20 protein-coding genes, 1 tRNA gene and 1 pseudogene are annotated in these 22,667 nt (G+C 40.4%); 10 read left to right on the top strand and 12 right to left on the bottom strand.

The genetic code is table 11. The features are described 5' to 3' along the window. Positions 1-219 precede the first annotated feature (219 nt). Positions 220-621 (top strand): H-NS family histone-like protein, encoded by a 402-nt coding sequence (locus tag Xedl_RS09135; RefSeq protein WP_074023503.1) that lies wholly within the window; start codon positions 220-222, stop codon positions 619-621. Positions 622-859: 238 nt separating this feature from the next. Here the strand turns inward: Xedl_RS09135 and Xedl_RS09130 are convergent, their stop codons facing one another. From Xedl_RS09130 to galU, 3 genes are read right to left on the bottom strand one after another with little or no spacing between them, the layout of a single operon-like run. Continuing rightward, entirely contained in the window at positions 860-1,870 is a 1,011-nt protein-coding gene (locus tag Xedl_RS09130; protein WP_074023502.1) for an NAD-dependent epimerase, read from the bottom strand. 8 nt (positions 1,871-1,878) lie between these two features. Then, positions 1,879-3,222 carry a UDP-glucose dehydrogenase family protein gene (locus Xedl_RS09125; RefSeq protein WP_074023501.1) on the bottom strand — a complete coding sequence of 448 codons (1,344 nt, stop codon included), beginning with the start codon at positions 3,220-3,222 and terminating at the stop codon, positions 1,879-1,881. Between the two features lie 24 nt (positions 3,223-3,246). After that, complete coding sequence (galU, locus tag Xedl_RS09120; RefSeq protein ID WP_074023500.1) at positions 3,247-4,164, bottom strand: UTP--glucose-1-phosphate uridylyltransferase GalU; 918 nt, start codon at positions 4,162-4,164, stop codon at positions 3,247-3,249. A gap of 280 nt (positions 4,165-4,444) precedes the next feature. On the opposite strand from galU, the gene Xedl_RS09115 reads away from it, so the two are divergent. The 3 genes from Xedl_RS09115 to Xedl_RS09105 all read left to right on the top strand — a co-directional run bounded on the left by Xedl_RS09115 (position 4,445) and on the right by Xedl_RS09105 (position 6,069). After that, entirely contained in the window at positions 4,445-4,906 is a 462-nt protein-coding gene (locus Xedl_RS09115) for a YchJ family protein (protein ID WP_143187413.1), read from the top strand. Between the two features lie 67 nt (positions 4,907-4,973). Then, positions 4,974-5,822: a formyltetrahydrofolate deformylase gene (gene purU, locus Xedl_RS09110; RefSeq protein ID WP_074023498.1), complete on the top strand. Its 849-nt coding sequence runs from the start codon at positions 4,974-4,976 to the stop codon at positions 5,820-5,822. Positions 5,823-5,984: 162 nt separating this feature from the next. Further along, a tRNA-Tyr gene (locus tag Xedl_RS09105) sits at positions 5,985-6,069 on the top strand. 202 nt (positions 6,070-6,271) lie between these two features. On the opposite strand, the gene Xedl_RS09100 is transcribed toward Xedl_RS09105, so the two are convergent. Further along, entirely contained in the window at positions 6,272-7,135 is an 864-nt protein-coding gene (locus tag Xedl_RS09100; protein ID WP_074023497.1) for a helix-turn-helix domain-containing protein, read from the bottom strand. 652 nt (positions 7,136-7,787) lie between these two features. Here Xedl_RS09100 and xthA point away from each other — a divergent pair. Next, complete coding sequence (gene xthA, locus Xedl_RS09095; RefSeq protein ID WP_074023496.1) at positions 7,788-8,594, top strand: exodeoxyribonuclease III; 807 nt, start codon at positions 7,788-7,790, stop codon at positions 8,592-8,594. Positions 8,595-8,649: 55 nt separating this feature from the next. Here xthA and Xedl_RS09090 read toward each other — a convergent pair whose 3' ends face one another. The 3 genes and pseudogenes from Xedl_RS09090 to Xedl_RS09080 form a co-directional block, all read right to left on the bottom strand. Beyond that, positions 8,650-10,596: a DNA topoisomerase III gene (locus Xedl_RS09090; protein ID WP_074023495.1), complete on the bottom strand. Its 1,947-nt coding sequence runs from the start codon at positions 10,594-10,596 to the stop codon at positions 8,650-8,652. Between the two features lie 4 nt (positions 10,597-10,600). Continuing rightward, positions 10,601-11,062, bottom strand: a pseudogene (locus tag Xedl_RS09085) (AIR synthase-related protein); the annotation flags it as partial. A gap of 102 nt (positions 11,063-11,164) precedes the next feature. After that, positions 11,165-11,716 (bottom strand): NAD(P)H nitroreductase, encoded by a 552-nt coding sequence (locus tag Xedl_RS09080; RefSeq protein WP_074023494.1) that lies wholly within the window; start codon positions 11,714-11,716, stop codon positions 11,165-11,167. A gap of 167 nt (positions 11,717-11,883) precedes the next feature. Between Xedl_RS09080 and sppA the strand changes: the two genes are divergently transcribed. The 3 genes from sppA to pncA all read left to right on the top strand — a co-directional run bounded on the left by sppA (position 11,884) and on the right by pncA (position 15,546). After that, on the top strand, positions 11,884-13,761 hold the full coding sequence (gene sppA, locus Xedl_RS09075; protein WP_074023493.1) for a signal peptide peptidase SppA: 1,878 nt from the start codon (positions 11,884-11,886) through the stop codon (positions 13,759-13,761). Between the two features lie 109 nt (positions 13,762-13,870). After that, on the top strand, positions 13,871-14,890 hold the full coding sequence (gene ansA / locus Xedl_RS09070; RefSeq protein ID WP_074023492.1) for an asparaginase: 1,020 nt from the start codon (positions 13,871-13,873) through the stop codon (positions 14,888-14,890). 23 nt (positions 14,891-14,913) lie between these two features. Next, positions 14,914-15,546, top strand: a complete 633-nt coding sequence (gene pncA / locus Xedl_RS09065; RefSeq protein WP_074023575.1) for a bifunctional nicotinamidase/pyrazinamidase — start codon at positions 14,914-14,916, stop codon at positions 15,544-15,546. A 127-nt stretch (positions 15,547-15,673) separates the two neighbouring features. Here the strand turns inward: pncA and Xedl_RS09060 are convergent, their stop codons facing one another. Beyond that, on the bottom strand, positions 15,674-15,955 hold the full coding sequence (locus tag Xedl_RS09060; RefSeq protein ID WP_074023491.1) for a YeaC family protein: 282 nt from the start codon (positions 15,953-15,955) through the stop codon (positions 15,674-15,676). Between the two features lie 115 nt (positions 15,956-16,070). After that, a complete protein-coding gene (gene msrB, locus Xedl_RS09055) occupies positions 16,071-16,484 on the bottom strand; it encodes a peptide-methionine (R)-S-oxide reductase MsrB (protein ID WP_074023490.1) in 414 nt (137 codons plus the stop codon). A gap of 341 nt (positions 16,485-16,825) precedes the next feature. Between msrB and gapA the strand changes: the two genes are divergently transcribed. Together gapA and Xedl_RS09045 are read left to right on the top strand one after the other, a co-directional pair. Next, positions 16,826-17,821, top strand: a complete 996-nt coding sequence (gene gapA / locus Xedl_RS09050) for a glyceraldehyde-3-phosphate dehydrogenase (protein ID WP_074023489.1) — start codon at positions 16,826-16,828, stop codon at positions 17,819-17,821. Positions 17,822-17,951: 130 nt separating this feature from the next. Beyond that, a complete protein-coding gene (locus tag Xedl_RS09045) occupies positions 17,952-18,833 on the top strand; it encodes a D-hexose-6-phosphate mutarotase (RefSeq protein ID WP_074023488.1) in 882 nt (293 codons plus the stop codon). 75 nt (positions 18,834-18,908) lie between these two features. Here the strand turns inward: Xedl_RS09045 and dadX are convergent, their stop codons facing one another. From dadX to fadR, 3 genes are all read right to left on the bottom strand, one after another. Beyond that, on the bottom strand, positions 18,909-19,976 hold the full coding sequence (gene dadX, locus Xedl_RS09040; RefSeq protein WP_074023487.1) for a catabolic alanine racemase DadX: 1,068 nt from the start codon (positions 19,974-19,976) through the stop codon (positions 18,909-18,911). Positions 19,977-20,010: 34 nt separating this feature from the next. Further along, complete coding sequence (locus Xedl_RS09035; RefSeq protein ID WP_074023486.1) at positions 20,011-21,312, bottom strand: D-amino acid dehydrogenase; 1,302 nt, start codon at positions 21,310-21,312, stop codon at positions 20,011-20,013. Between the two features lie 573 nt (positions 21,313-21,885). Beyond that, positions 21,886-22,608, bottom strand: a complete 723-nt coding sequence (fadR, locus tag Xedl_RS09030; protein WP_074023485.1) for a fatty acid metabolism transcriptional regulator FadR — start codon at positions 22,606-22,608, stop codon at positions 21,886-21,888. Positions 22,609-22,667 lie beyond the last annotated feature (59 nt).

The following is a 22,667-nucleotide window of genomic DNA, read 5'->3' as shown; positions in this document are numbered from 1 at the left end:
TATCCCTTACTAAACTTTACAGTAATCCCCTTCTTTCTTATTGAAAAATGGTAAATCCAATAGCAGGATTAAAACGCAATATATCGATTACTTCAAAAATTGCATTTTAAAATGCCATATTTTAGCCTGAGAAAGTAAATTCACTATTGCAGAAAATAAAATAGCATTCTATTATTATCTCTACATCAGCTATCATCATTATAATTTGAGACCAGGACAATGAGCGAGAATTTAAAATCCTTAAATAACATCCGTACCTTGCGCGCACAAGCAAGAGAATGTGAACTAACTACTTTAGAAGAAATGTTGGAAAAACTTACGACTGTTGTTGAAGAACGTCGTGATGAAGAAAACCAGGTTCGTGTACAATTAGAAGAGCGTACACGTAAACTTCAAGAATACCGTGAAATGTTGGAAAAAGACGGCATTGAATTAAGCGATTTAGTAGATGCTTTAAGTGGTAAATCTACAGGTAAATCTAAACGTGCTGCTCGCCCAGCAAAATATTCATACGTTGATGACGGTGAAATTAAAACCTGGACTGGCCAAGGCCGTACACCAGCCGTAATCAAAAAAGCAATTGAAGAAGATGGCAAAACACTGGAAGATTTCCTTATCTAATCAGTTGCTTTGTAAACTTGATAACAAAAATACCCTCTCACGGGTATTTTTGTTTTATGCTTAATATAAAACTAACCAGGTTAATTACGGGCTGATGTAGAAACACAGAGAGTTATATTAATAGCCAAGTCGCTTTCATATTCTCAATGTGATAAAAAACAACTTAACACTAATTTAGTTTTTTATTAACATAACGTTATAAAAAAGGAGCTAATCGCTCCTTTTCCTATTTCTACTGTCATAATTTTTGATAAAAGTCTAAATACCAATCAGTAAATCGTTTCACGCCTTCCTTTACCGGAGTGTTAGGTGAAAAACCAATCTTATTGTAAAGCGCGCTTGAGTCTGCACACGTTGACAATACATCGCCATCTTGAATTTCCATAAAGTTTCTCTTCGCCTCAATCCCTAATGAGGTTTCAATGGCTTCAATAAAATCACCCAGTTTTGTCGGTTGGCCATTACCAATATTGTAAACTCGATATGGCGCAGAGCTGGCAGATATTTTCCCATCTTCAACTGACCAGTCTTTATTGAAGGTAGGAATGATACCCTGCAACCTGATTATAGATTCAACAATGTCATCAATATATGTGAAATCTCTCACCATATTGCCATGATTATAAACATCAATCGGCTTACCTTCTAACATGGCTTTAGTGAATTTAAATAAAGCCATATCAGGACGCCCCCACGGTCCATATACGGTAAAAAACCTTAATCCTGTAGTGGGAAGTTGATAAAGATGTGAATAACTGTGAGACATTAACTCATCAGCTTTTTTCGTTGCTGCATATAAAGAAACCGGATGATCAACTGAGTCATCAGTAGAAAACGGTTGCTTTTTATTTAAGCCATATACTGAACTGGAAGATGCATATAATAGATGCTCTACAGAATGATGGCGGCAACCTTCAAGTATATTAATATGACCGATGATATTGGCATCTATATATGCCATAGGGTTTTGTATTGAATAACGCACACCCGGTTGAGCGCCTAAATGGATCACTCGCTGGAATTGATGTTTTGCGAACAATTCGGGTATTGCGACTCTGTCAGCCAGGTCTAATTTTTCAAATTTAAAATTTGAATAAGGGAGTAATAAATTTAATCTCGCCTGTTTCAAATTAACATCATAATAATCGTTGAGGTTATCAATACCAACAACCTCATATCCCATATTTAATAACCGCTGACTAACATGGAAACCGATAAAACCAGCAGAACCTGTAACTAAAAATTTCATAAATTAACTCAAATGACGGGTTTGATTGAGGCTCCGCGGCCAATACCGTAATAAGTAAAACCACGCGATTGCAGGCGTTCAGGATCATAAAGATTGCGTCCATCAAAAATCACAGGGGTTTTTAATGAATCTTTAATCACATCAAAATCAGGTGCTCTGAAGTTTTGCCATTCTGTACAGATAATCAAAGCATCAGCACCTTTTAATGCCGCTTCTTTTGTGCCCATTAAAGAGAGATCATCACGCTGGCCATAAATACGCTGGGCTTCCTGCATAGCCTCAGGATCATACGCCTGAACTTTAGCGCCATATTGCCATAACGTTTCTATCAGGACACGGCTCGATGCCTCACGCATGTCATCTGTATTAGGTTTAAATGACAACCCCCAAATAGCAAACGTCTTGCCCGATAAATCATCACCAAAATGCTGTCTGACAAACGCAGGCAATTTACTTTTTTGTTTTTCGTTAACTTGTTCCACTGCCTGAAGAATTTTGGGTGTATACCCAATTTGTTCAGAAGTTCGGATCAGCGCCTGAACATCTTTAGGGAAACATGAACCGCCATATCCACATCCAGGGTAAATAAAGTGGTATCCGATGCGTGAGTCGGAACCAATTCCCTGGCGCACATTTTCAATGTCAGCGCCCAGCATTTCAGCCAAGTTAGCAATTTCATTCATGAAACTGATTTTTGTCGCCAACATACAGTTAGCTGCATATTTGGTCAACTCAGCACTGCGGATATCCATGACGATCATACGATCATGATTACGATTAAACGGCTCATACAGCTCACGCATAACATCAACCACATCATCGTTATCACAGCCAATAATAATGCGTTCAGGTCGCATGCAATCAGCAACAGCGGCACCTTCTTTCAAAAACTCAGGATTGGAAACGACATCAAATGGAAGTTCCAGATTACGCTCTGCCAATGTAGCCTGCATCACTGCCCTGACTTTATCAGCCGTACCTACTGGTACAGTTGATTTGTCAACAACAACTTTGTAACCATCCATATTTTCCGCAATAGTTCTGGCTACCGCAGTAACATACTTAAGATCAGCAGAACCATCTTCATCAGGAGGTGTGCCTACTGCAATAAACTGTAATTTGCCATGAGCAATACCGGCTTTGGCATCCGTTGTAAAATTCAGCCGTCCTTCAGCATGATTTTTCTTTACCAATGACGTCAAGCCCGGCTCAAAAATAGGAATCTGACCATTTTTCAGGTTCTCAACTTTTTTTGCATCAACATCGACACAAAGTACATCATGCCCCACTTCAGCAAATACGGTTGCTTGTACTAAGCCTACGTAGCCAATACCAAATACAGTAACTTTCATATCACACCTTAAAGTACTAGTAGATTATTTTTCAATCTGATTTTGCAAGGTCATGATCCAATCCGTGAATGGCTTGCCCAATTCTTTATGTTTCATGCCATATTCAACAAATGCCTGCATATAACCCAATTTATTACCACAATCATGACTACGGCCTTGCAAGTGATAAGCCTCAACGGACTCTTTTTCCATCAGCATGGCAATCGCATCGGTCAGTTGTATTTCATCCCCTGCCCCTGGCGCAGTTTTAGCCAATAATGGCCAGATTTTTTCGGATAATACATAACGACCAACAATAGAAAGATTCGATGGTGCTTCTTCTGGTTTGGGTTTTTCAACAACACGGGCAATAGGTTTGCTATCCCCAGGCTGCAAAGTTTCACCCAGACAATCAACAATGCCATAATCCGAAACACTTTCTACAGGTACAGGTTCAACTAGGATTTGGCTTGCACCACGGCTGTTGAAGCGTGATAACATTTCGCTCAAATTATATTTTGACAGGTCGGTGCTGTACTCATCCAAAATAACATCAGGCAGAATAACAGCAAACGGTTCATCACCAATAAGTGGCTTGGCACATAACACCGCATGTCCCAATCCTTTTGCAATTCCCTGACGGGTTTGCATAATCGTCACATGATTTGGACAGATAGACTGTACCTCGTCCAATAATTGGCGCTTAACTCTTTTCTCCAGAATCGCTTCCAATTCAAAGCTAGTATCAAAATGATTTTCTATTGAGTTTTTGGATGAATGTGTGACCAGAATGATTTCAGTAATGCCTGCTTTGATACACTCATTGACCACATACTGAATAAGCGGTTTATCCACCAAGGGGAGCATTTCTTTCGGGATGGCTTTGGTGGCTGGTAACATCCTGGTTCCCAAACCAGCAACAGGTATAACAGCTTTTTTGACCTTTTTATTTATTACTGACATTACATCATCTCCTACTGCTATGTTTTCACCGAAAAACTCCTTTACAGCTTAAACAATAGCATTAACTCTCAAAAAAATTGTATGTGTGAAGAAAATTGCACTCGCAAAAAATAACGCGCCTGAGTATACACCAGTTAATTCGACCAGATATACAGTACGCTAGCTTTTAATCACATTTCAATGATGATGTTGGCTTGTCAAACATTGCGACCTTTGCCCATCTTCGAGTATCATCAATCGGTGTTATTAACAGCAACCACTTTAAATAACTGGAGTTATTTTGACAAAAATGTGCCCCTGCAGCAGTGGCTCATCTTTCGGCCTTTGCTGTAGCCCTTATCTTGAAAGCCATCACCCCGCCCCAAATGCTGAATCCCTGATGCGTTCCAGATATAGTGCTTATGTTACCCAAAATGCAGACTATCTTATCGCCACTTGGCACCCAGATTGCCAGGCTGAAAATTGGCGAACAGAAATAGAGCAAAGTTTTACGGGTGTACAATGGCAGGGATTAAATATCCTCGAAACTCATCAGGGGAAACATAATAACGAAGCTTATGTTGAATTTTCAGCTTGCTTTATTGAACAAGGAAAGCAAGATAAGCAATTGATTCATGAGCGCTCACGTTTTTTGCGCATCGAGCAACGTTGGTTTTATATAGATGGTATTCGCCCTGAAATAGGCCGAAATAGCCCTTGCCCCTGTAGTTCAGGCAAAAAATATAAGAAATGCTGTGGTTAAATCAGTATCTAAATATCAAACATAACAACTCACACCCAGTGAAGAATATTTGAGGTTCTTGTAATTCATGCAAAACGCAAACATACAAAAAAAAATCTTGCGTACGATTTGTCCTGATTCCAAAGGATTGATCGCAAAAATCACAAACATTTGTTACAAACATCAATTAAACATTGTTCAAAACAATGAGTTTGTTGATCATCGTACTGGACGATTTTTTATGCGTACCGAGCTGGAAGGTATTTTTAATGATGAAACTCTTCTGGCTGATTTGGATGACGCCCTACCTGCGGGTTCAAACCGTGAGTTAAATACGGCAGGCCGGCGTCGTATCGTTATCATGGTGACAAAAGAAGCGCATTGCATTGGCGATATTTTAGTCAAAAGCGTTTATGGTGGATTGGATGTCGAAATTGCTGCTGTCATCGGTAACCATACTACTTTGCAAAAATTGGTTGAACAATTTGATATCCCATTCCATTACATCAGTCATGAGGGGTTAACCCGCGAACAACATGACAACGCATTAATGGGGCAGATTGATCAATATAAGCCGGATTATGTCGTGCTTGCCAAATATATGCGAGTCTTAACACCGGCATTTGTTCAGCATTACCCAAATCAAATAATCAACATTCACCATTCATTCTTACCCGCATTTATCGGTGCTCGCCCCTATCATCAAGCTTATGAACGTGGCGTGAAAATTATTGGCGCAACAGCTCATTATGTAAATGACAATTTGGATGAAGGGCCGATTATCACCCAAGATGTGATAAATGTGGATCATACCTATACAGCAGAGGAGATGATGCGGGCAGGACGGGATGTTGAAAAAAATGTATTAAGCCAAGCATTACACTGGGTATTTTCCCAACGCGTTTTTGTTTATGGTAACCGTACCGTTATTCTTTAATAAACAATATTATTTTTTGATAAACAATAAAGTATTGTACCTATAGCTGTTTGGGGAAAAAGTAAGCGTACGATACTTTATTTTCAATTATCTACTTTACAGCGGCGGTTTATCTGATATTATGCCGTTCGCTGCTAACGACAGCATACAATTCAAAAACTTGGTGGGGTTCCCGAGCGGCCAAAGGGAGCAGACTGTAAATCTGCCGTCACAGACTTCGAAGGTTCGAATCCTTCCCCCACCACCATCAAGATCTCATTTTTCATCACATAAAAGTCAAAAAACATAACCACTATCAAAAATCTGTTAAAAAACTAGGTCGCAGTAAAACGAATCAACAGAGCACATTAGATTGACGACCAAAACAACATGTTCAAAATTAATGCATTTAGGCAAACACCCATAGCGGAGCTGAGAAATCTGATAGTTCGCTCCGCTCATGCAGTCAGTTACTCCATATCACTGACGGAGTCGATAAAACGATTTAACACGCTTGAATGAGATTTTGATTTGTAGACATAACACTGATTAACTGCATCAGGCCGTGATATAGGAATGAAGCCAAGGCTTTCTCCCTCTTCCAATGCACCGGAATGGGAATCTGTAATAAAAATATAATCGGTTGACTGAATAAAATTGAGACAGCATTCTATATTATCCATCTGTCTAATATTAACTTTTTCTCCATTTTTTATCATTTCCTCTTCCAAATTCTTTATCAAATTACCTTTATAGAGCACTGGATCACATAACCACGTTCTCTTTTTCAGCAATTGAGTAAAGTCCCCATTTACTTCATCTAATAACTCTTTACGGCAGCAGATCCCCAAATTTGGTCCATCAATTTTCCGTACCAGGCTAAATCGATCACTAAGTATTTTTTCTGAACTTAAAATTATTGTATTGCCCTCATAGTCGACTATTTCATCAATGTTATCATAACTGAAGCGTAATATATTAACTTGAGCATTATTTCTGTCCGCTGCTTTATAAAGCGAAATCAGATGTTTTTTCTTACCCCAATCATGGTATATATTGACAACATTACAAATACTCCCGCTAATGTGTTTCTTTGTAATTTCTTTCTCTTTCAAATAAAGTTCTTTTAAGTCATTATATAGCTCCACTCCGTCTTTGGTCAGAATCATCCCAAACTTCTCCCTTTTGAATAAGCGCTTTCCTAACGTCGCTTCAAAGTCTTTAATTGATTTAGCGACTGGGGGAGTCGTACGGTTCATCACTCTTGCCGCCTTGCTTAAAGAACCCATTTCCACCACCGCCATGAATGCTTCTAATTTACGAGAAAAAAACATAATTCACCGTTCCTATGTAACTTGTGGCTAAAATAATTTCCTTGAAATGGCCTTCTCATCAGGTAACCGCTAAATCAAACTTGATATTATGAAGGTATAATTTTGTACAATAAAAATAAATATTTTTCAAATGGCATTTATATAAAATGCCAGTCCCTGATGCAATAATGCGGTTTAGATGGACTATATTATCCATCTATATCATGATGAATATTCCACCGTGATTGTAAGCCATTAATAAATATAACCATGGCCTACAAGTTCAAATTTCTATCAGAGATTGATTAACTCTTCTACTTTTTCATTAATTAATTTTTGTAACACACAACATAAAATAAATTTCAAGAATAAAAACCCTCACTACAATATATAATATCGGCCATTAAATATAACATATAACAATTAATGAATTATTATATATCCATTGATTTATTATTTATTGATTTGATGTCTTTTTGTTATTTAAAAATCGATTCGACACTTTAAATTCCAGGTAATGAGAACATTATATTCAGTATAACATTACATTTATGAGTAAAATAGCGAATTATCAAGGTAGTTAGGTCAAATTTATTATTTAATATATGGTTACATACTTATTTGTATCTGTTAATATTAAAAATAGGCATATTCTATAGGTGATTATAACAACATGAAATTTATATCATTCAATATTAATGGGTTAAGAGCACGCCATCATCAACTCTCTGCCATTGTTGAACAACATCAACCTGATGTTATCGGATTACAAGAAATAAAAGTCCATGATGAAATGTTTCCTCTAGAAGAAGTAGGTAAGCTGGGTTATCACGTCTTTTATCATGGTCAAAAATCACACTATGGTGTCGCCCTGCTGACTCGCCAACAACCCGTGAATATCCGTAAAGGCTTTCCTAATGATGGTGATGATGCACAGCGCCGCATTATTATGGCCGATATCGAGACACCTCTTGGTTTATTAACTGTAATCAATGGCTATTTTCCTCAAGGAGAGAGCCGTGATCATCCGATTAAATTTCCTGCAAAAGAAAAATTTTATCAGGATCTGCTGTCTTATCTGGAAACTCACCATTCGCCGCAATCACACATTCTGATTATGGGAGACATGAATATCAGTCCAACAGATTTCGATATTGGCATCGGAGAAAACAACCAGAAACGCTGGTTAAAAACAGGAAAATGTTCTTTCTTACCAGAAGAGCGAGAGTGGATGGCACGCTTGAAAAATTGGGGATTCATCGATACATTTCGGGCACAACATCCTGAAGTTAATGACCAATTTTCTTGGTTCGACTACCGTTCAAAAGGCTTTGATGATAATCGTGGGCTGCGCATTGATTTGCTGCTTGCCAGCCATCCGTTGGCAGAAAGGTGTATCTCTTCTGGTATTGATTACGCTATTCGCAGCATGGAAAAACCATCCGATCATGCCCCTGTTTGGACAGAGTTTAAAATATAAACAGCGCTCATGAAACACAGCACCACCCATTACGGTGCTGTGTCATCACTACGGATTATCCCTGATTCGCTTGGTCTTTCTTTGCCCTGCTCTTACTCGATTTTGCCTGCTTTCTTTCCCCTTTTTTGCTATTAACAGGAACAGGAGGCAAGTCTCTGAAAGCCTTCAAATTACGGTGCTGTTTTGCCTGCCAGATCAGTTGCTGCAATGTTTCCTGAAGGGGTAACATAAAATCCTGATAACGAAATTGCTTTTCGCTGATTTGTGTCAGACAAGATTCCCAATGTGCAGTCATATCCGGCAATACCGCCATATCCGGCAATACATGAATTAAAGCCCTGCCAGCCGGAGTCGCGTGAATATAGCGCCCTTTTTTGTACAGGAAATCCCGTTTGAATAGCAGCTCAATGATCCCCGCTCTGGTCGCTTCCGTACCCAAGCCATCAGTTGCACGGAGCACTTTTTTCAACGCCTTATCCTGCACAAATCGAGCTATACCCGTCATTGCAGACAATAATGTTGCATCAGTAAAAGATCGCGGAGGTTGTGTCTGCCTTTCCACCACCTCACCTTTCTCACACAATAACTTATCTCCTTTAGCAACAACAGGTAATGGCGTGCCTTCATTCTCTTCATCCCGTTCCTTGTTGCCAAGCAGAGTCCGCCAACCCGCTTCTGCCAGAAAACGCGCCTTAGCGATAAATTTCCCACCTGCGATATCAAGTTCAATCGTACATTTTCGAAATACCGCATCAGGAAAAAATTGCATCAGGTATTGTCGGGCAATCAAGCTATAAATATGGCTTTCATTTTCGGTTAAATGGATCTGGCTACTACGTGCAGTAGGAATAATGGCATGGTGAGCATCAACCTTCTTATCATCCCAACAACGGTTTTTTTGCTCTATATCTAAAGCATCTTGCGGAAGCAAATGGGCGGCATGAACCGAAATGGCATTCAGAACCGCATGACGCCCAACAAAATGTTCTTCCGGCAGGTAACGGCAGTCAGAGCGTGGATAAGTGATCAATTTATGGGTTTCATAAAGCCGCTGACAAATATCAAGTACATCCTGAGCGCTTAAGCCAAAACGCTTGGCCGCTTCAATCTGCAAAGATGAAAGGGAAAAAGGCAATGGTGCTGTTTCTGATTCACGCTTATCCTGATAGGCAGTGACATAAGCGGGTTGTCCAGTAATACGCGCAACAACATGCTCAGCTAACGGCCGATGGATAATTCTCCCTTCTTCATCCTGAAAATCAATGCAAGATTCACTTGGTTGCCATAAAGCCGTAAACCGCTCTTCATTGGGGGTAACAACATGTGCTTTGACTTCAAAGAAGTCTTTCGGCACAAAATTTTCTATCTCCTCATCGCGGCGTACAACCAAACCTAAAAGAGGAGTTTGGACACGCCCAACCGATAAGACTCCCTGATAACCTGCATTTTTGCCCAATAAGGTATAAGCACGGGTCATATTGATACCATAAAGCCAGTCCGCTCTGGCTCTGGCGAGCGCAGAAACACACAAGGGAATAAACTCCCGATTGTTCCTTAGCCGTTCGATCGCTTTTGCGACCGCCTGGGGATTTAGGTCATTGATTAGGCATCGCTGGACATTATGTTTTTTATCCGTATCCAGATCTAAAAAATCCAGCACTTCATCCACTAGCAACTGACCTTCACGATCAGGGTCACCTGCATGAACTATTTCGTTCGCTCTTTCCAACAGGGATTTAATTATATTGAGCTGTTTGGCCACGGCTGTCCGTGGCTTTAACTGCCATTTTTCAGGAATGATCGGTAAATCGGCCAAGACCCAACGCGCGTAACGACTATCGTAGGCATCGGGTTCAGCCTGTTCCAATAGATGACCAACACACCAAGTCACAAACTGGTTATTACCGCATTCAATAAACCCATCCCCACGTCGATGGGGCTTCGGTAAAACATCTGCGATAGCTCTCGCTAGGCTGGGTTTTTCTGCAATAAAAAGACGCATGGAATTATTCAAAAACTTCAATTAGTGCTCTGTCTGAGCTTGGCTCAGTCAGTTCACCAATAGCAAAAAAATCAATGTCGTGGCTTCGTGCGACGGCTTTCGCCTCTTCCACCGCATCTGGCAAAATCGCCAGCAATAAACCACCCGAAGTTTGTGGGTCACACAGAAGATGGCATTGATGAGGCGCCATCTTTCCAACTAAGTGCCCATAGCTGTCAAAGTTGCGTCCTGTGTCTCCAGGTACGCAACCTTTTTCGATATCAACATCTGGCAATCTCGGAATTTGTGAAAATTTGACCTTCGCCTGAACGCCAGAACCTTCACAAATTTCACTCAAATGCCCTAACAAATCGAAGCCTGTTACATCCGTCATCGCGGTAACACCATCAATTTCTGCAAAACCTGTCCCCGCTTTATTTAACTGGCACATAGTTTCTTTCGCAATACCTTGGTGTCCAGATTGGAGACTTTAGGCAAAATTTTGCAGTCACATCCGGCACCATGGCTGTATTGAATCAGACGGATTTCAGTTGACATTAGTCTCTCCAATTAAGAAGTTACTGACAAATTAAAAGTAACTGACAAAATTCGTTAAATCTGGTGTTGCAACTTTTGCAGGAGCCCTGAGTTCAGGGGTTCCTAAGTAAAGGAATCCAACAATCTTGTCATTTTCTTCACATCCCAAACCCGCCCTGACAATGGGATCTTCTGTCCATGAGCCTGAACGCCATATACCGCCAAAACCTTGTGCGACTGCGGCCATCTGCATCGCGTGAACAGCACATCCCGCAGCAACGACTTGTTCCCATGCCGGAACTTTTGCATGTTCAACTACCTTGGCGATAACGGTAATAATCATTGGTGCTCGGTAAGGAGCATTTCTTGCTTTCTCCTCAACTTCCTTTCCCAGCCCACCCTCAATTGCTGCTTTTTTAAGCAGGTTACTAAATTTATTCATGCCTTCTCCCTGCATCACAATAAAATGCCAAGGACGCAAAGCCCCATGGTCAGGCGCTCTCATCCCTGCGGCTAAAATATGTTGTAATTTATTTTCTTCTGGGGCTGGGGTTGTTAAACGTGAAACTGAACGACGATTTAACAAAAGTTCCAAAGCATTCATTACTTTCTCCTAAATAAGATAATCTGCCACAAACCAACATTCTCTGTTTATTCATGAATGAATGAAAGTACATAAACTGTTTTTTCAGTCAATAACATGATTTTCAGCTGACATTTCCCCACAGGCTGATTAGGATAACTCCATTTGATACCATCACCGGAGACAATATGCGCAAATTATGGCATTTCACAGCAGCATTATTTAAATGGAGTTGGAAGCTCCTAAATTTTGCTCGCCAATTTATTTTCAATCTTATTTTTATTCTGTTGATTGTTGTTGTCGTTGCTGGCGTCATCGTTTACCAACAACAATCCAAACTTAACGATAATTTTCACGGAGCATTGTATGTCAACCTATCTGGTATTGTTCTTGATCGCGTAACCGATCGCAGTCCACTTGAACAATTCGCAAAAGATCTTTTGGGGCCATCCAATAGCAATAACAAAGAAACCTCCGTATTTGACGTTGTTGACAACATTCGCCGCGCAAAAAACGATCCCAAAATTACAGGCATGGTATTAAAGCTAAACGATTTCATCGGCGCCGACCAGACTTCTATGAGGTATATTGGCAAGGCTATCAACGAATTTAAAGCAACAGGCAAACCTGTTTTTGCGATTGGTGACTCTTACAGCCAATCACAATATCTTTTAGCCAGCTATGCCGATAAAATCTATTTATCTCCACTCGGCTCGGTTGATATCCATGGTTTATCCACTAACCATTTATACTACAAATCATTGTTAGATACGTTGAAAATATCTACCCATATTTTCCGTGTAGGGACTTATAAATCAGCCGTTGAACCCATGTTACGTAATGATATGTCAAAAGAGGCTCGTGAAGCTGACAGTCTCTGGCTCAACGAATTGTGGGACGATTATTTAAATACCATTGCAGTTAACCGCCATATCCCTGCCGATCAGATCTCCCCTGGCGAAGCAAATTTCATTGAGAAATTCCGTAAAGCTGGCGGAGACGCTTCGCTGTATGCATACCAAAACAAATTGGTGGACTATATCGAGCCACGCAGTGCCGTTGAAAAGAAAATGCAGGAGAAATTCGGTTGGAATAAAGAACAAAAACATTTCAACTACATCAGTATCTATGACTACATCGGTCAAAAACCAATACAAGATACGAATAATAAAGGTAACATTGCTGTCATTGTTGCTGAAGGGGCAATCTTAGAAGGCAAACAATCATCTGGTATTGCTGGAAGTGACACCATTGTTGAGCAACTACGTGCGGCACATCATAATTCCAACATAAAAGCGATCGTTTTACGAGTAAATAGCCCAGGTGGCAGTATCAGTGCGTCTGAAATTATTCGCAATGAGTTGGTCGCTATCCGAGATGATAAAACAGGAAATGCGAAACCCATCGTAGTTTCAATGAGTGGATTGACCGCTTCAGGAGGTTACTGGATATCCACCCCAGCTAACTACATTATTGCTGATCCTAGTACATTAACAGGCTCGATTGGTGTTTTTGGTGTCATTAATACTTTTGAAAAGAGCCTCAATTATGTTGGCATAAACACCGACGGTATTTCAACAACCCCATTAGCCGATATTTCTGCCACCAAAGGCATCAACCCGACATTCTCAGATGTAGCACAGTTAGCTATTGAGAGTGGCTATAATAAGTTTATCAAGCTGGTTGCAGTTACCCGTAACAAATCGTTGGATGAAGTCGATAATATCGCTCAGGGGCGTGTTTGGAGTGGCATTGATGCCAAAAAACATGGTCTAGTCGACCAATTGGGTGATTTTGATGATGCCGTTAAAAAAGCCGCTGAACTGGCAAAGGTCAAAAATATCTCATTGGATTGGATGCAACCTGAACTTTCATTCTCAGAAAAATTCATGTCGGGACTGACCTCATCAGCACAAGCACTACTGCCAAATACTTTGCAGTCAATGTTGCCGGCTCCACTTGCTGAAGTCGCTCAAGATATGAAAAAACAAGCTGCATTTTATAACAATATGAAAGATCCGCAGAATATCTACACATACTGCTTGAATTGTGTCGATATTCGTTAAAATAACTGATTAAGTTTACAACAAATTTAAAGCCTGATTTCACCATCAGGCTTTTTTTATTCTTGATACTCCCTATAATCCGGCTAAATATTTTTATTGAGGCGTTACCATGCAGAAGAAATCGATCTACGTTGTTTACACTGGCGGGACTATAGGGATGCAACATTCTCCCAATGGATACATTCCCGTTTCCGGTCATTTACAACAACAACTCGCCAAAATGCCAGAATTTCACCGTCCAGAAATGCCGACATTCACAATCCGCGAACACCAACCCCTGATTGATTCTTCTGATATGAGTCCTGACGACTGGAGCATTATCGCAAATGATATCTATCAGAATTATCATGACTATGATGGTTTTGTGATTCTGCACGGTACAGATACCATGGCTTTCACTGCGTCAGCACTCGCCTTCATGTTCGAAAACCTTAATAAACCGATTATTGTGACAGGGTCACAAATTCCTCTGGAAGCATTGCGTTCCGATGGACAAACCAATCTCCTTAATGCGTTGTATCTCGCAGCGAATTACCCTATTAATGAAGTCAGCTTGTTTTTTAACAATAAGTTATTTCGTGGCAATAGAACAATTAAAGCTCATGCAGATGGCTTTGATGCTTTTTCATCCCCTAATTGCCCGCCACTGATGGAAGCCGGAATAAATATTCGTACCTTCAAAACAACCCCCATACCTGTTAGTCACGGCGAATTTGCTGTGAACTCAATCACATCACAACCAATTGGTGTTGTGACTATTTATCCGGGATTATCCGATCAGGTGGTAGAAAATATCCTGATGCAACCCGTCAAGGCGTTAATTTTGCGCTCATATGGTGTTGGTAATGCTCCGCAACGTGCGGATTTGTTACAAACGTTAAAAAAAGCAACTGAGCGAGGTATTATTGTGATCAATTTAACACAATGTATTTCTGGCCGAGTCAATATGGAAGGCTATGCGACTGGTCATTCTCTGGCGGCATCAGGTGTTATCAGTGGTTATGACATGACTTTCGAAGCAACTTTAACGAAATTGCACTATTTATTGAGCCAATCATATACACCAGAAGAGATCCGCTACCTGATGCAACAAAATCTACGGGGAGAATTGAGCTATTCCGATGAATAATAAATAGGTGAGTCGAGAATATGATGAAAACAGCATTATTACTTATTGATCTACAAAATGACTTTTGTACTGGGGGAGCACTGGCTGTCAAAGAGAGTGATGCAGTGATTGAGGTAGCAAATAACGTTATTGCACGATGTCAGGAAAACAATATCACGGTTATCGCCACTCAGGATTGGCATCCAGCCAACCATATGAGCTTTGCAGAAAACTCAGGACAAAAAGTAGGTGAATTAGGAGAACTCAATGGCATTCCTCAAGTGTGGTGGCCGAACCATTGTATACAAGGGGAGTTTGGTGCAGAGTTTCATCCTTTGTTAAATCAATCTGCCATTCAAGAAATTTTTCGAAAAGGTGAAAATCCTCAAATAGATAGCTATAGCGCATTCTTTGATAATGACCATAAAAGTAAAACTCGCCTGGATGCATGGTTAACAGAGCAGAATATACAACGCCTGTTTGTCATGGGCATCGCCACGGATTATTGCGTAAAATTTACTGTACTTGATGCCCTGGCGTTAGGTTATGAAACCTATGTCATTATTGATGGCTGCCGCGGTGTTAATATCCAGAACGATGATAGCCAACAAGCACTTGAAGAAATGGCCAGAAAAGGTGCTAAGTTAATCTCACAAAGTGAAATAATATCCATTTGATGACCCGATCCAAATTATCAATGCAATAGTCCTAACCATTTATAAAATTAATTGGCAGATCAAATTAATGTAATTAAAGATAGCCTCGTCCTTCAGAAATAGGACGAGGTTACCAATTCATGCCATTTCAATCTTCCGATTGGGGTCTTAATTTTGCGACCATTTTGGACTGGAATATCGCCTTTAACTCTTGTTTACTTTTTATCGCAATTTGGCCGTCGGTGCCAATCGTCATATGTTCAGGGTTATGATTATATTTCGCTTGCCAGAGCATCACTGCCTGTAAACTGTATTCTTTCTGTTCTGGCGTAAGTGGCACGCCATCCTGCCATTTTCCCAGTTCAACAGCCTGAACTAATCGCTGATAAATTTCAGGAGTCATGGCGGAAAGTAAATCATCCAACTTCATCGCAATTTCCTTAATAACAGTTAAGAATACTCAGTCAAAAAATAAGCTGAATCGTTTCTTTATTCAACTCATCAAAATAGCATTTCATTTAAATTCAGAGTATTCAGACATAACCTTAACCTTCTGTTTCTTCGTCTGTTTCTTTATCAACAAAACGTAGCGCTGCTGAGTTAATACAAAAACGCTCTCCTGTTGGTTGAGGGCCATCAGGAAAGACATGCCCCAAATGTGCCTGACATTGGCTACAACGCACCTCTATTCGATGCATATTATAAGAATGATCATCAAGATATGTGATGGAACTATCATTAATCGGCTGGTAGAAACTCGGCCATCCACATCCCGAATCAAATTTCGTCTCAGAAACAAATAGTGGCTGGCGGCAACATAAGCAATAATAAATGCCATTTTTTTTGTTATGCAATAGTTTTCCTGAAAATGGCGGCTCAGTCCCTGCTTCTTGCGTAACATAGCGCTGTGTTTCACTAAGCTGTTCTATAAAAAAGGAAATATTCTGACTTTTAGTCATAATGACCACCTTTTAAGGTCAATATTTTCAATAAAAAACCATCGGAAACAACCCAAAATTAACAACAAAACGTCAAAACGCATTCTAACCCATCTAACATAGCAATTTACTTTACTAATTGTGATAAGTCTCACATAACTAACCAATGGTAACTTTAAATATCTTCTTATACCCCGATAATGGTGTGCGTAGAGCTTGTTCCAGCTGTATAACAATCTCTGGATAATGGTTATTAAATTGATATTTTTCAATTGTTGACACGATTCCGCTTGACGGCTGGCAAGATTTTGGTAACTTTAGAAACAACTTTTAATTCACTAAAAAATAGCTGGTGGAATACTATGACTATCAAAGTAGGTATTAACGGTTTTGGTCGTATTGGCCGTATTGTTTTCCGTGCTGCTCAGGAACGCTCAGACATTGAAATCGTTGCTATCAATGATCTGTTAGATGCAGAATACATGGCGTACATGCTGAAATACGATTCAACCCACGGCCGCTTCAATGGCACTGTTGAAGTTAAAGACGGTCAGTTGGTTGTTAACGGCAAAACCATCCGTGTAACATCAGAAAGAGCCCCAGCTAACCTGAAATGGAACGAAGTGGGTGTTGATGTTGTTGCAGAAGCAACAGGTATTTTCCTGACCGACGAAACTGCACGTAAGCACATCGCTGCTGGCGCGAAAAAAGTTGTTCTGACTGGTCCATCCAAAGACGATACGCCAATGTTCGTGATGGGTGTCAACCACAATGCCTATGCAGGCCAGGATATCGTTTCCAACGCATCCTGTACCACTAACTGTCTGGCTCCACTGGCTAAAGTTATCAATGATAAATTCGGTATCATTGAAGGTCTGATGACTACCGTTCACGCAACAACCGCTACTCAGAAAACTGTTGATGGTCCTTCTGCCAAAGACTGGCGTGGTGGCCGTGGTGCAGCACAGAACATCATCCCATCTTCCACTGGTGCAGCAAAAGCAGTAGGCAAAGTTATCCCAGAACTGAACGGCAAACTGACTGGTATGTCTTTCCGTGTGCCTACTCCTAACGTATCTGTTGTTGATTTGACTGCGCGTCTGGCTAAACCAGCAACTTATGCAGAAATTTGTGATGCAATTAAAGCAGCAGCAGAAGGCGAGCTGAAAGGCATTCTGGGCTACACCGAAGATGACGTGGTTTCCACTGATTTCAACGGCGAAAAACTGACTTCTGTATTTGATGCAAAAGCAGGTATTGCGCTGAACGACAACTTTGTAAAACTGGTTTCCTGGTATGACAACGAAACGGGTTATTCCAATAAAGTCCTGGATCTGATTGCTCATATTTCCAAATAATCGAGCTTTTTTATCCACTTTTAAAAGCCATCTGTTTACAGGTGGCTTTTATATTTATATAACTAAAATATTGAGATATTCTTGTCCCTTGGTTCAGCGACTAATTTGAGTTTACATAAGGTCATGACAGATGCTTGATAAAATTTTTTCATTACCGATTGTAGAACAGCTCTCCCCTTATATCAGCCAGCGAAACATTGATGGTTTTCCGTTAATTGTTGTTTCCCATCCTAAAGCTTGCGGAGTGATCAGTATTCAAGGCGCACACCTGATTACCTGGCAACCCAATAACGAAAAACCCGTATTATGGGTAAGTGATAACACTCTTTTCAGTGCAGGCACTGCTATTCGTGGTGGTATTCCCATCTGTTGGCCTTGGTTTGGTTCGTTTGCAACTCCCAGCCATGGATTTGCACGGATACTCCCCTGGGAACTCAAAGCTCATGATGAGAATGAAAATGGCGTTATTTTGACATTCACATTACAGGATAACGCATATACCCGTAAGTTATGGCCACATGAATTCACACTGATTGCCCGCTTTAAATTAGGGGAAACTTGCGAAATAGAGTTAGAATCCCACGGTGAATATCAAGCCACTTGCGCCCTTCACTCTTACTTCAATGTTAGTGACATCAATCAAATTCGGGTTAGTGGGCTAGGTTCTCATTTTATTGATACCCTCACCGATAGCGAACAGTCTATTGATGAAGATTTGGTCTTCCACGGGAGAACTGACCGCATTTATACAGAGCCAGACGATTTTAGCCTGCTCAGAGATCCACTATGGAAACGAACAATTGAAATACATCATTATCATCATAGCGATGTAGTATGTTGGAACCCTGGTGCGGCACTTTCCAGTAGTATGAAAGATATGAGTAAAGAAGGTTATAAGAATATGGCTTGTATCGAAACTGCACGTATCAATAATCCATTGCGGCCTAAGAATGGCAACCCTGACAGACTTTCTATTACTATCCGTTGTCGTAAGTTCTCAGAGAACAATTAACCAAGTGGAACATAGAACAGGCATTTATTCCAAAACCAAGGAGAGAAATGCCTGAATTCTTAACGATAGAAAGGATTAAACCACCATGACAGGAACACGCTTCGCTAAAGCACACAAAAGCTCGTAACCAATGGTTCCTGCCGATTTTGCGACTTCATCTACGGGTAGATTTTCTCCCCACAATTCGGCAATACTGCCTATATTTGCCTGAGGGCACGGAGTCAAATCAACGGTCATCATGTCCATGGATATAGAACCCAATAACTGGGTGCGAACACCATCGACCATAACAGGAGTCCCCGTTGGAGCATGCCGCGGATATCCATCCGCATAACCACAAGCAACTGTACCGACACGCATGGGTTTCTGGGTTGTATAGCGGCTGCTATAGCCAATTTTTGCCCCCTTGGGAAGTTCATGTACTGCAATAATTTCACTTTGTAGCGTCATGGCGGGTTTCAACCCAATATCCGCAATATCCTGCCACTTCCCACTCGGAGACGCGCCATAAAGAATAATACCAGGCCGTACCCAATCTTTATGTGTTTTCGGATGCCACAACACGGCACCAGAATTCGCCAGGCACTGAGAAAGTGAATTCATTTGTAAACGTTCAACCACCGCGAATTGTTCATCAATACCAATTTCATTATCCGAATTAGCAAAATGGGTCATCAAAGTTACTGACTTAATATTTTTAACTCTGCTCACTATTGAAACTATCTGTGGATACTCTTTTGGGGTGAATCCCAATCGATTCATACCACTATTAAGTTTCAAATAAATATCAATGGGAGTATCTAATTTGGTTTTTTCTATCTCATCAAGCTGCCAATAACTATGTACAACGGTTGTCAGACGATATTTATTGATAATCTGTAAATCCACAGGCTTGAAAAAACCTTCCAATAGCAAGATTGGCCCTTGCCATCCCTGCTCCCTTAAATAAATAGCTTCATTCATGTCAAGCAGGGCAAATCCATCTGTCTGCATGAGTGATTGCCATATTCTGTCCAATCCATGCCCATACGCATTCGCTTTTACTACCGACCAAATTTTACTGTTACCCACTACTTGACGAATAACCGACAGATTATGGCGAAATGCATCGAGATGGATCGTTGCCAAAATAGGACGTGGCATGACGACTCCTTCTTATTTGTTTATTGTTTATTGTTTATGCCGTATGTAAATGAGGCTTTATTGGAAACACTTTTAGATTAAAACCATCGATGTATCTAAATACAGAGAGATCATCTGCCGCAATATCAGGCTCTTTACCAGAAATTAAATCAGCCAATAATTTCCCTGAACCACAGGCCATCGTCCAACCTAGTGTTCCATGTCCAGTATTCAAATAAAGATTGGTATATTTGGTTGCCCCCACGATAGGAGTACCATCCGGAGTCATAGGACGCAAACCTGTCCAGAATGAAGCCTCCGCGATATTGCCACCATTGTGATATAGATCCTGTACAACCATTTTTAACGTTTCACAACGATTCTGAAGCACATTCAAATTAAATCCGACTACTTCCGCCATTCCACCAACGCGAATACGATTATCAAAACGCGTAATAGCAATCTTATAGGTTTCATCCAGCACCGTTGAGACAGGTGCTTTTGATTCATCCACAATCGGCATCGTCAATGAATAGCCTTTCATTGGATAAACCGGAATTTTAACCCGTTCTTTTAAGATTTCAGTGGAATAAGACCCCATCGCTACCACATAGTGATCCGCCGTCATGATGCCATCATCACATTGAATACCCGTGACTCTATTACCATCCACCAAGATCCGTTTGACATGCTTATTGAATACAAACTGCACACCAATCTCTTCTGCCATTTTAGCCAGAGCTTTGGTAAAAAGCTGACAATCACCTGTTTCATCATTCGGTAATTGCAATCCGCCTGTCAGTTTATGAGAAATATTAGCAAGCGCTGGCTCTACAGCGGCCAATTGCTCAGCAGTCAATAACCGATAAGATACCCCTTCTTGTTCTAACACTTCGATATCATTAGCAGCATTATCAAATTGCTTGGTGGTTCTGAACAATTGCAGGGTTCCCCCCTGACGCCCTTCATATTGGATACCCGTATCGGCTCTTAATTGTTTAATACAGTCCCGACTATATTCTGCCAAACGCACCATTCTGCTTTTATTCATCGCGTAATGACTGGCATCACAATTACGCAGCATCTGCCACATCCAGCGTAACTGAAACAAAGAGCCATCAGGGCGAATAGCTAAAGGTGCGTGACGTTGAAACATCCACTTTATTGCTTTTAGTGGGATCCCTGGGGCTCCCCAAGGGGTTGCATACCCTGGTGAGATTTGACCGGCATTAGCGGCACTAGTTTCTTCCGCAACACTATTCTGGCGATCAATTACGGTAACTTCATGGCCTGCTTGTGCAAGATACCATGCGCTGGTTACGCCAATAACACCGCTGCCCAAAATAAGTACCTTCATTTTACCCCCTACTGGCAAGTGATATTTGCAAGCATAATATGCTAAATACAAAAAGCCAATACAGAATAATAGACTATAAAACAATTAATTAACTTTTAGGATTCAAGTCACATTTTCATTACAAAATAGAAAAAACCACGCCTTCAAAAAACATAGAGATTAAAAATAAATGAATTTAAATCAAATGGTTAATTAAGATAAAAATACTGTTTTCTTCTCTAATTTCTACTTATTAAAGTGATTTTTATGGCAAAAAAGAAACACTACATTCACAATGGTAATTTTTAAAAAATGCTATACAAATGTAAATTTTAAGAATTTTATATAATCTCATTATTGATTAAGTAGAATAATAAGTTAAAAAATTGCACTACACAGTTGGGCGTGTTTTTAAATAGCGTACATGTGTTAAGTGATGACCAGAGAAATGCCCCAGAAACATAGGTCATTCGGCATCATACAATTGCGCATTATATGACCTATGATATAACTACATCACTGGGGTAAATAAATGTAACCAATAGAGAGGCAAACAAAAAACGAAGAATTTAACCAACTTAAGATGTGCTTCTATTAATGCGTTGATCTTTCCGTCAATTCATTGATCATAATACTCTGCATACTATGCCAGATAACACCACTCTCTTTACCATAATTACGCACACAATCCATGATCTTGTCGTAGGCTTTTTCCCGACATAGTGAACTTAATTGCTGGTAGAAATTCAACGCCAAATTACGTGCTTCAGGACTGGAAAAATAATAACGACCAACACGGGTATACAACCCTTTCAGTCCATTAATAATCAAACCATAAATTGGGTTTCCTGATGCAAAAGCCAGACCACGAAAAATATCATAATCCACAGAGCTGAAAGCTTCAGCGGTATCTTCCACGCTTTCTTTTTCCGCCAAAACTTCCAATGATTTTTCAGGATTGTTCCTAAATGCAGTACGGATAAAAATGGCGGCAATATTGGTTCTCACTGCCAATAAGTTATCAATCAACTGGGGAACACGGTCATGATCAAGACGCGCCAAAGTTTCCAGAATATTAAGACCGGATGTTTCCCAAAAATTATTAACCTTAGTTGGTTTTCCATGCTGAATAGTCAACCAACCATCACGGGCAAGGCGCTGCAACACTTCACGCAAGGTTGTGCGGGTGACACCGATCAATTCAGATAATTCACGTTCTGCTGGCAGTATGGAACCGGGTGGGAAGCGATTATTCCAAATACTTTCAATGATATACTCTTCCGCGAAACTCGCAGGACTTTGAGCCTTAATTACCATAATTTTAATTATTCCAAAGCAGTTTTCTTGGCTAATAATAGCGGTTGATCATACCAGAA

It is taken from the genome of Xenorhabdus eapokensis (assembly GCF_001908105.1).
Note: the sequence above shows the minus strand (reverse complement) of the source record. Positions and strands in the feature narration are given on the sequence as shown.

Excerpts from the sequence above, each read along its gene's own strand:
- fadR (WP_074023485.1), bottom strand. The coding sequence starts at position 22,608 with ATGGTAATTAAGGCTCAAAGTCCTGCGAGTTTCGCGGAAGAGTATATC.
- xthA (WP_074023496.1), top strand. The coding sequence starts at position 7,788 with ATGAAATTTATATCATTCAATATTAATGGGTTAAGAGCACGCCATCAT.
- Xedl_RS09125 (WP_074023501.1), bottom strand. The coding sequence starts at position 3,222 with ATGAAAGTTACTGTATTTGGTATTGGCTACGTAGGCTTAGTACAAGCA.
- Xedl_RS09045 (WP_074023488.1), top strand. The coding sequence starts at position 17,952 with ATGCTTGATAAAATTTTTTCATTACCGATTGTAGAACAGCTCTCCCCT.
- pncA (WP_074023575.1), top strand. The coding sequence starts at position 14,914 with ATGAAAACAGCATTATTACTTATTGATCTACAAAATGACTTTTGTACT.
- sppA (WP_074023493.1), top strand. The coding sequence starts at position 11,884 with ATGCGCAAATTATGGCATTTCACAGCAGCATTATTTAAATGGAGTTGG.
- msrB (WP_074023490.1), bottom strand. The coding sequence starts at position 16,484 with ATGACTAAAAGTCAGAATATTTCCTTTTTTATAGAACAGCTTAGTGAA.
- galU (WP_074023500.1), bottom strand. The coding sequence starts at position 4,164 with ATGTCAGTAATAAATAAAAAGGTCAAAAAAGCTGTTATACCTGTTGCT.
- purU (WP_074023498.1), top strand. The coding sequence starts at position 4,974 with ATGCAAAACGCAAACATACAAAAAAAAATCTTGCGTACGATTTGTCCT.
- Xedl_RS09035 (WP_074023486.1), bottom strand. The coding sequence starts at position 21,312 with ATGAAGGTACTTATTTTGGGCAGCGGTGTTATTGGCGTAACCAGCGCA.
- Xedl_RS09080 (WP_074023494.1), bottom strand. The coding sequence starts at position 11,716 with ATGAATGCTTTGGAACTTTTGTTAAATCGTCGTTCAGTTTCACGTTTA.
- Xedl_RS09060 (WP_074023491.1), bottom strand. The coding sequence starts at position 15,955 with ATGAAGTTGGATGATTTACTTTCCGCCATGACTCCTGAAATTTATCAG.
- ansA (WP_074023492.1), top strand. The coding sequence starts at position 13,871 with ATGCAGAAGAAATCGATCTACGTTGTTTACACTGGCGGGACTATAGGG.
- Xedl_RS09090 (WP_074023495.1), bottom strand. The coding sequence starts at position 10,596 with ATGCGTCTTTTTATTGCAGAAAAACCCAGCCTAGCGAGAGCTATCGCA.
- Xedl_RS09135 (WP_074023503.1), top strand. The coding sequence starts at position 220 with ATGAGCGAGAATTTAAAATCCTTAAATAACATCCGTACCTTGCGCGCA.
- Xedl_RS09100 (WP_074023497.1), bottom strand. The coding sequence starts at position 7,135 with ATGTTTTTTTCTCGTAAATTAGAAGCATTCATGGCGGTGGTGGAAATG.
- dadX (WP_074023487.1), bottom strand. The coding sequence starts at position 19,976 with ATGCCACGTCCTATTTTGGCAACGATCCATCTCGATGCATTTCGCCAT.
- Xedl_RS09130 (WP_074023502.1), bottom strand. The coding sequence starts at position 1,870 with ATGAAATTTTTAGTTACAGGTTCTGCTGGTTTTATCGGTTTCCATGTT.
- gapA (WP_074023489.1), top strand. The coding sequence starts at position 16,826 with ATGACTATCAAAGTAGGTATTAACGGTTTTGGTCGTATTGGCCGTATT.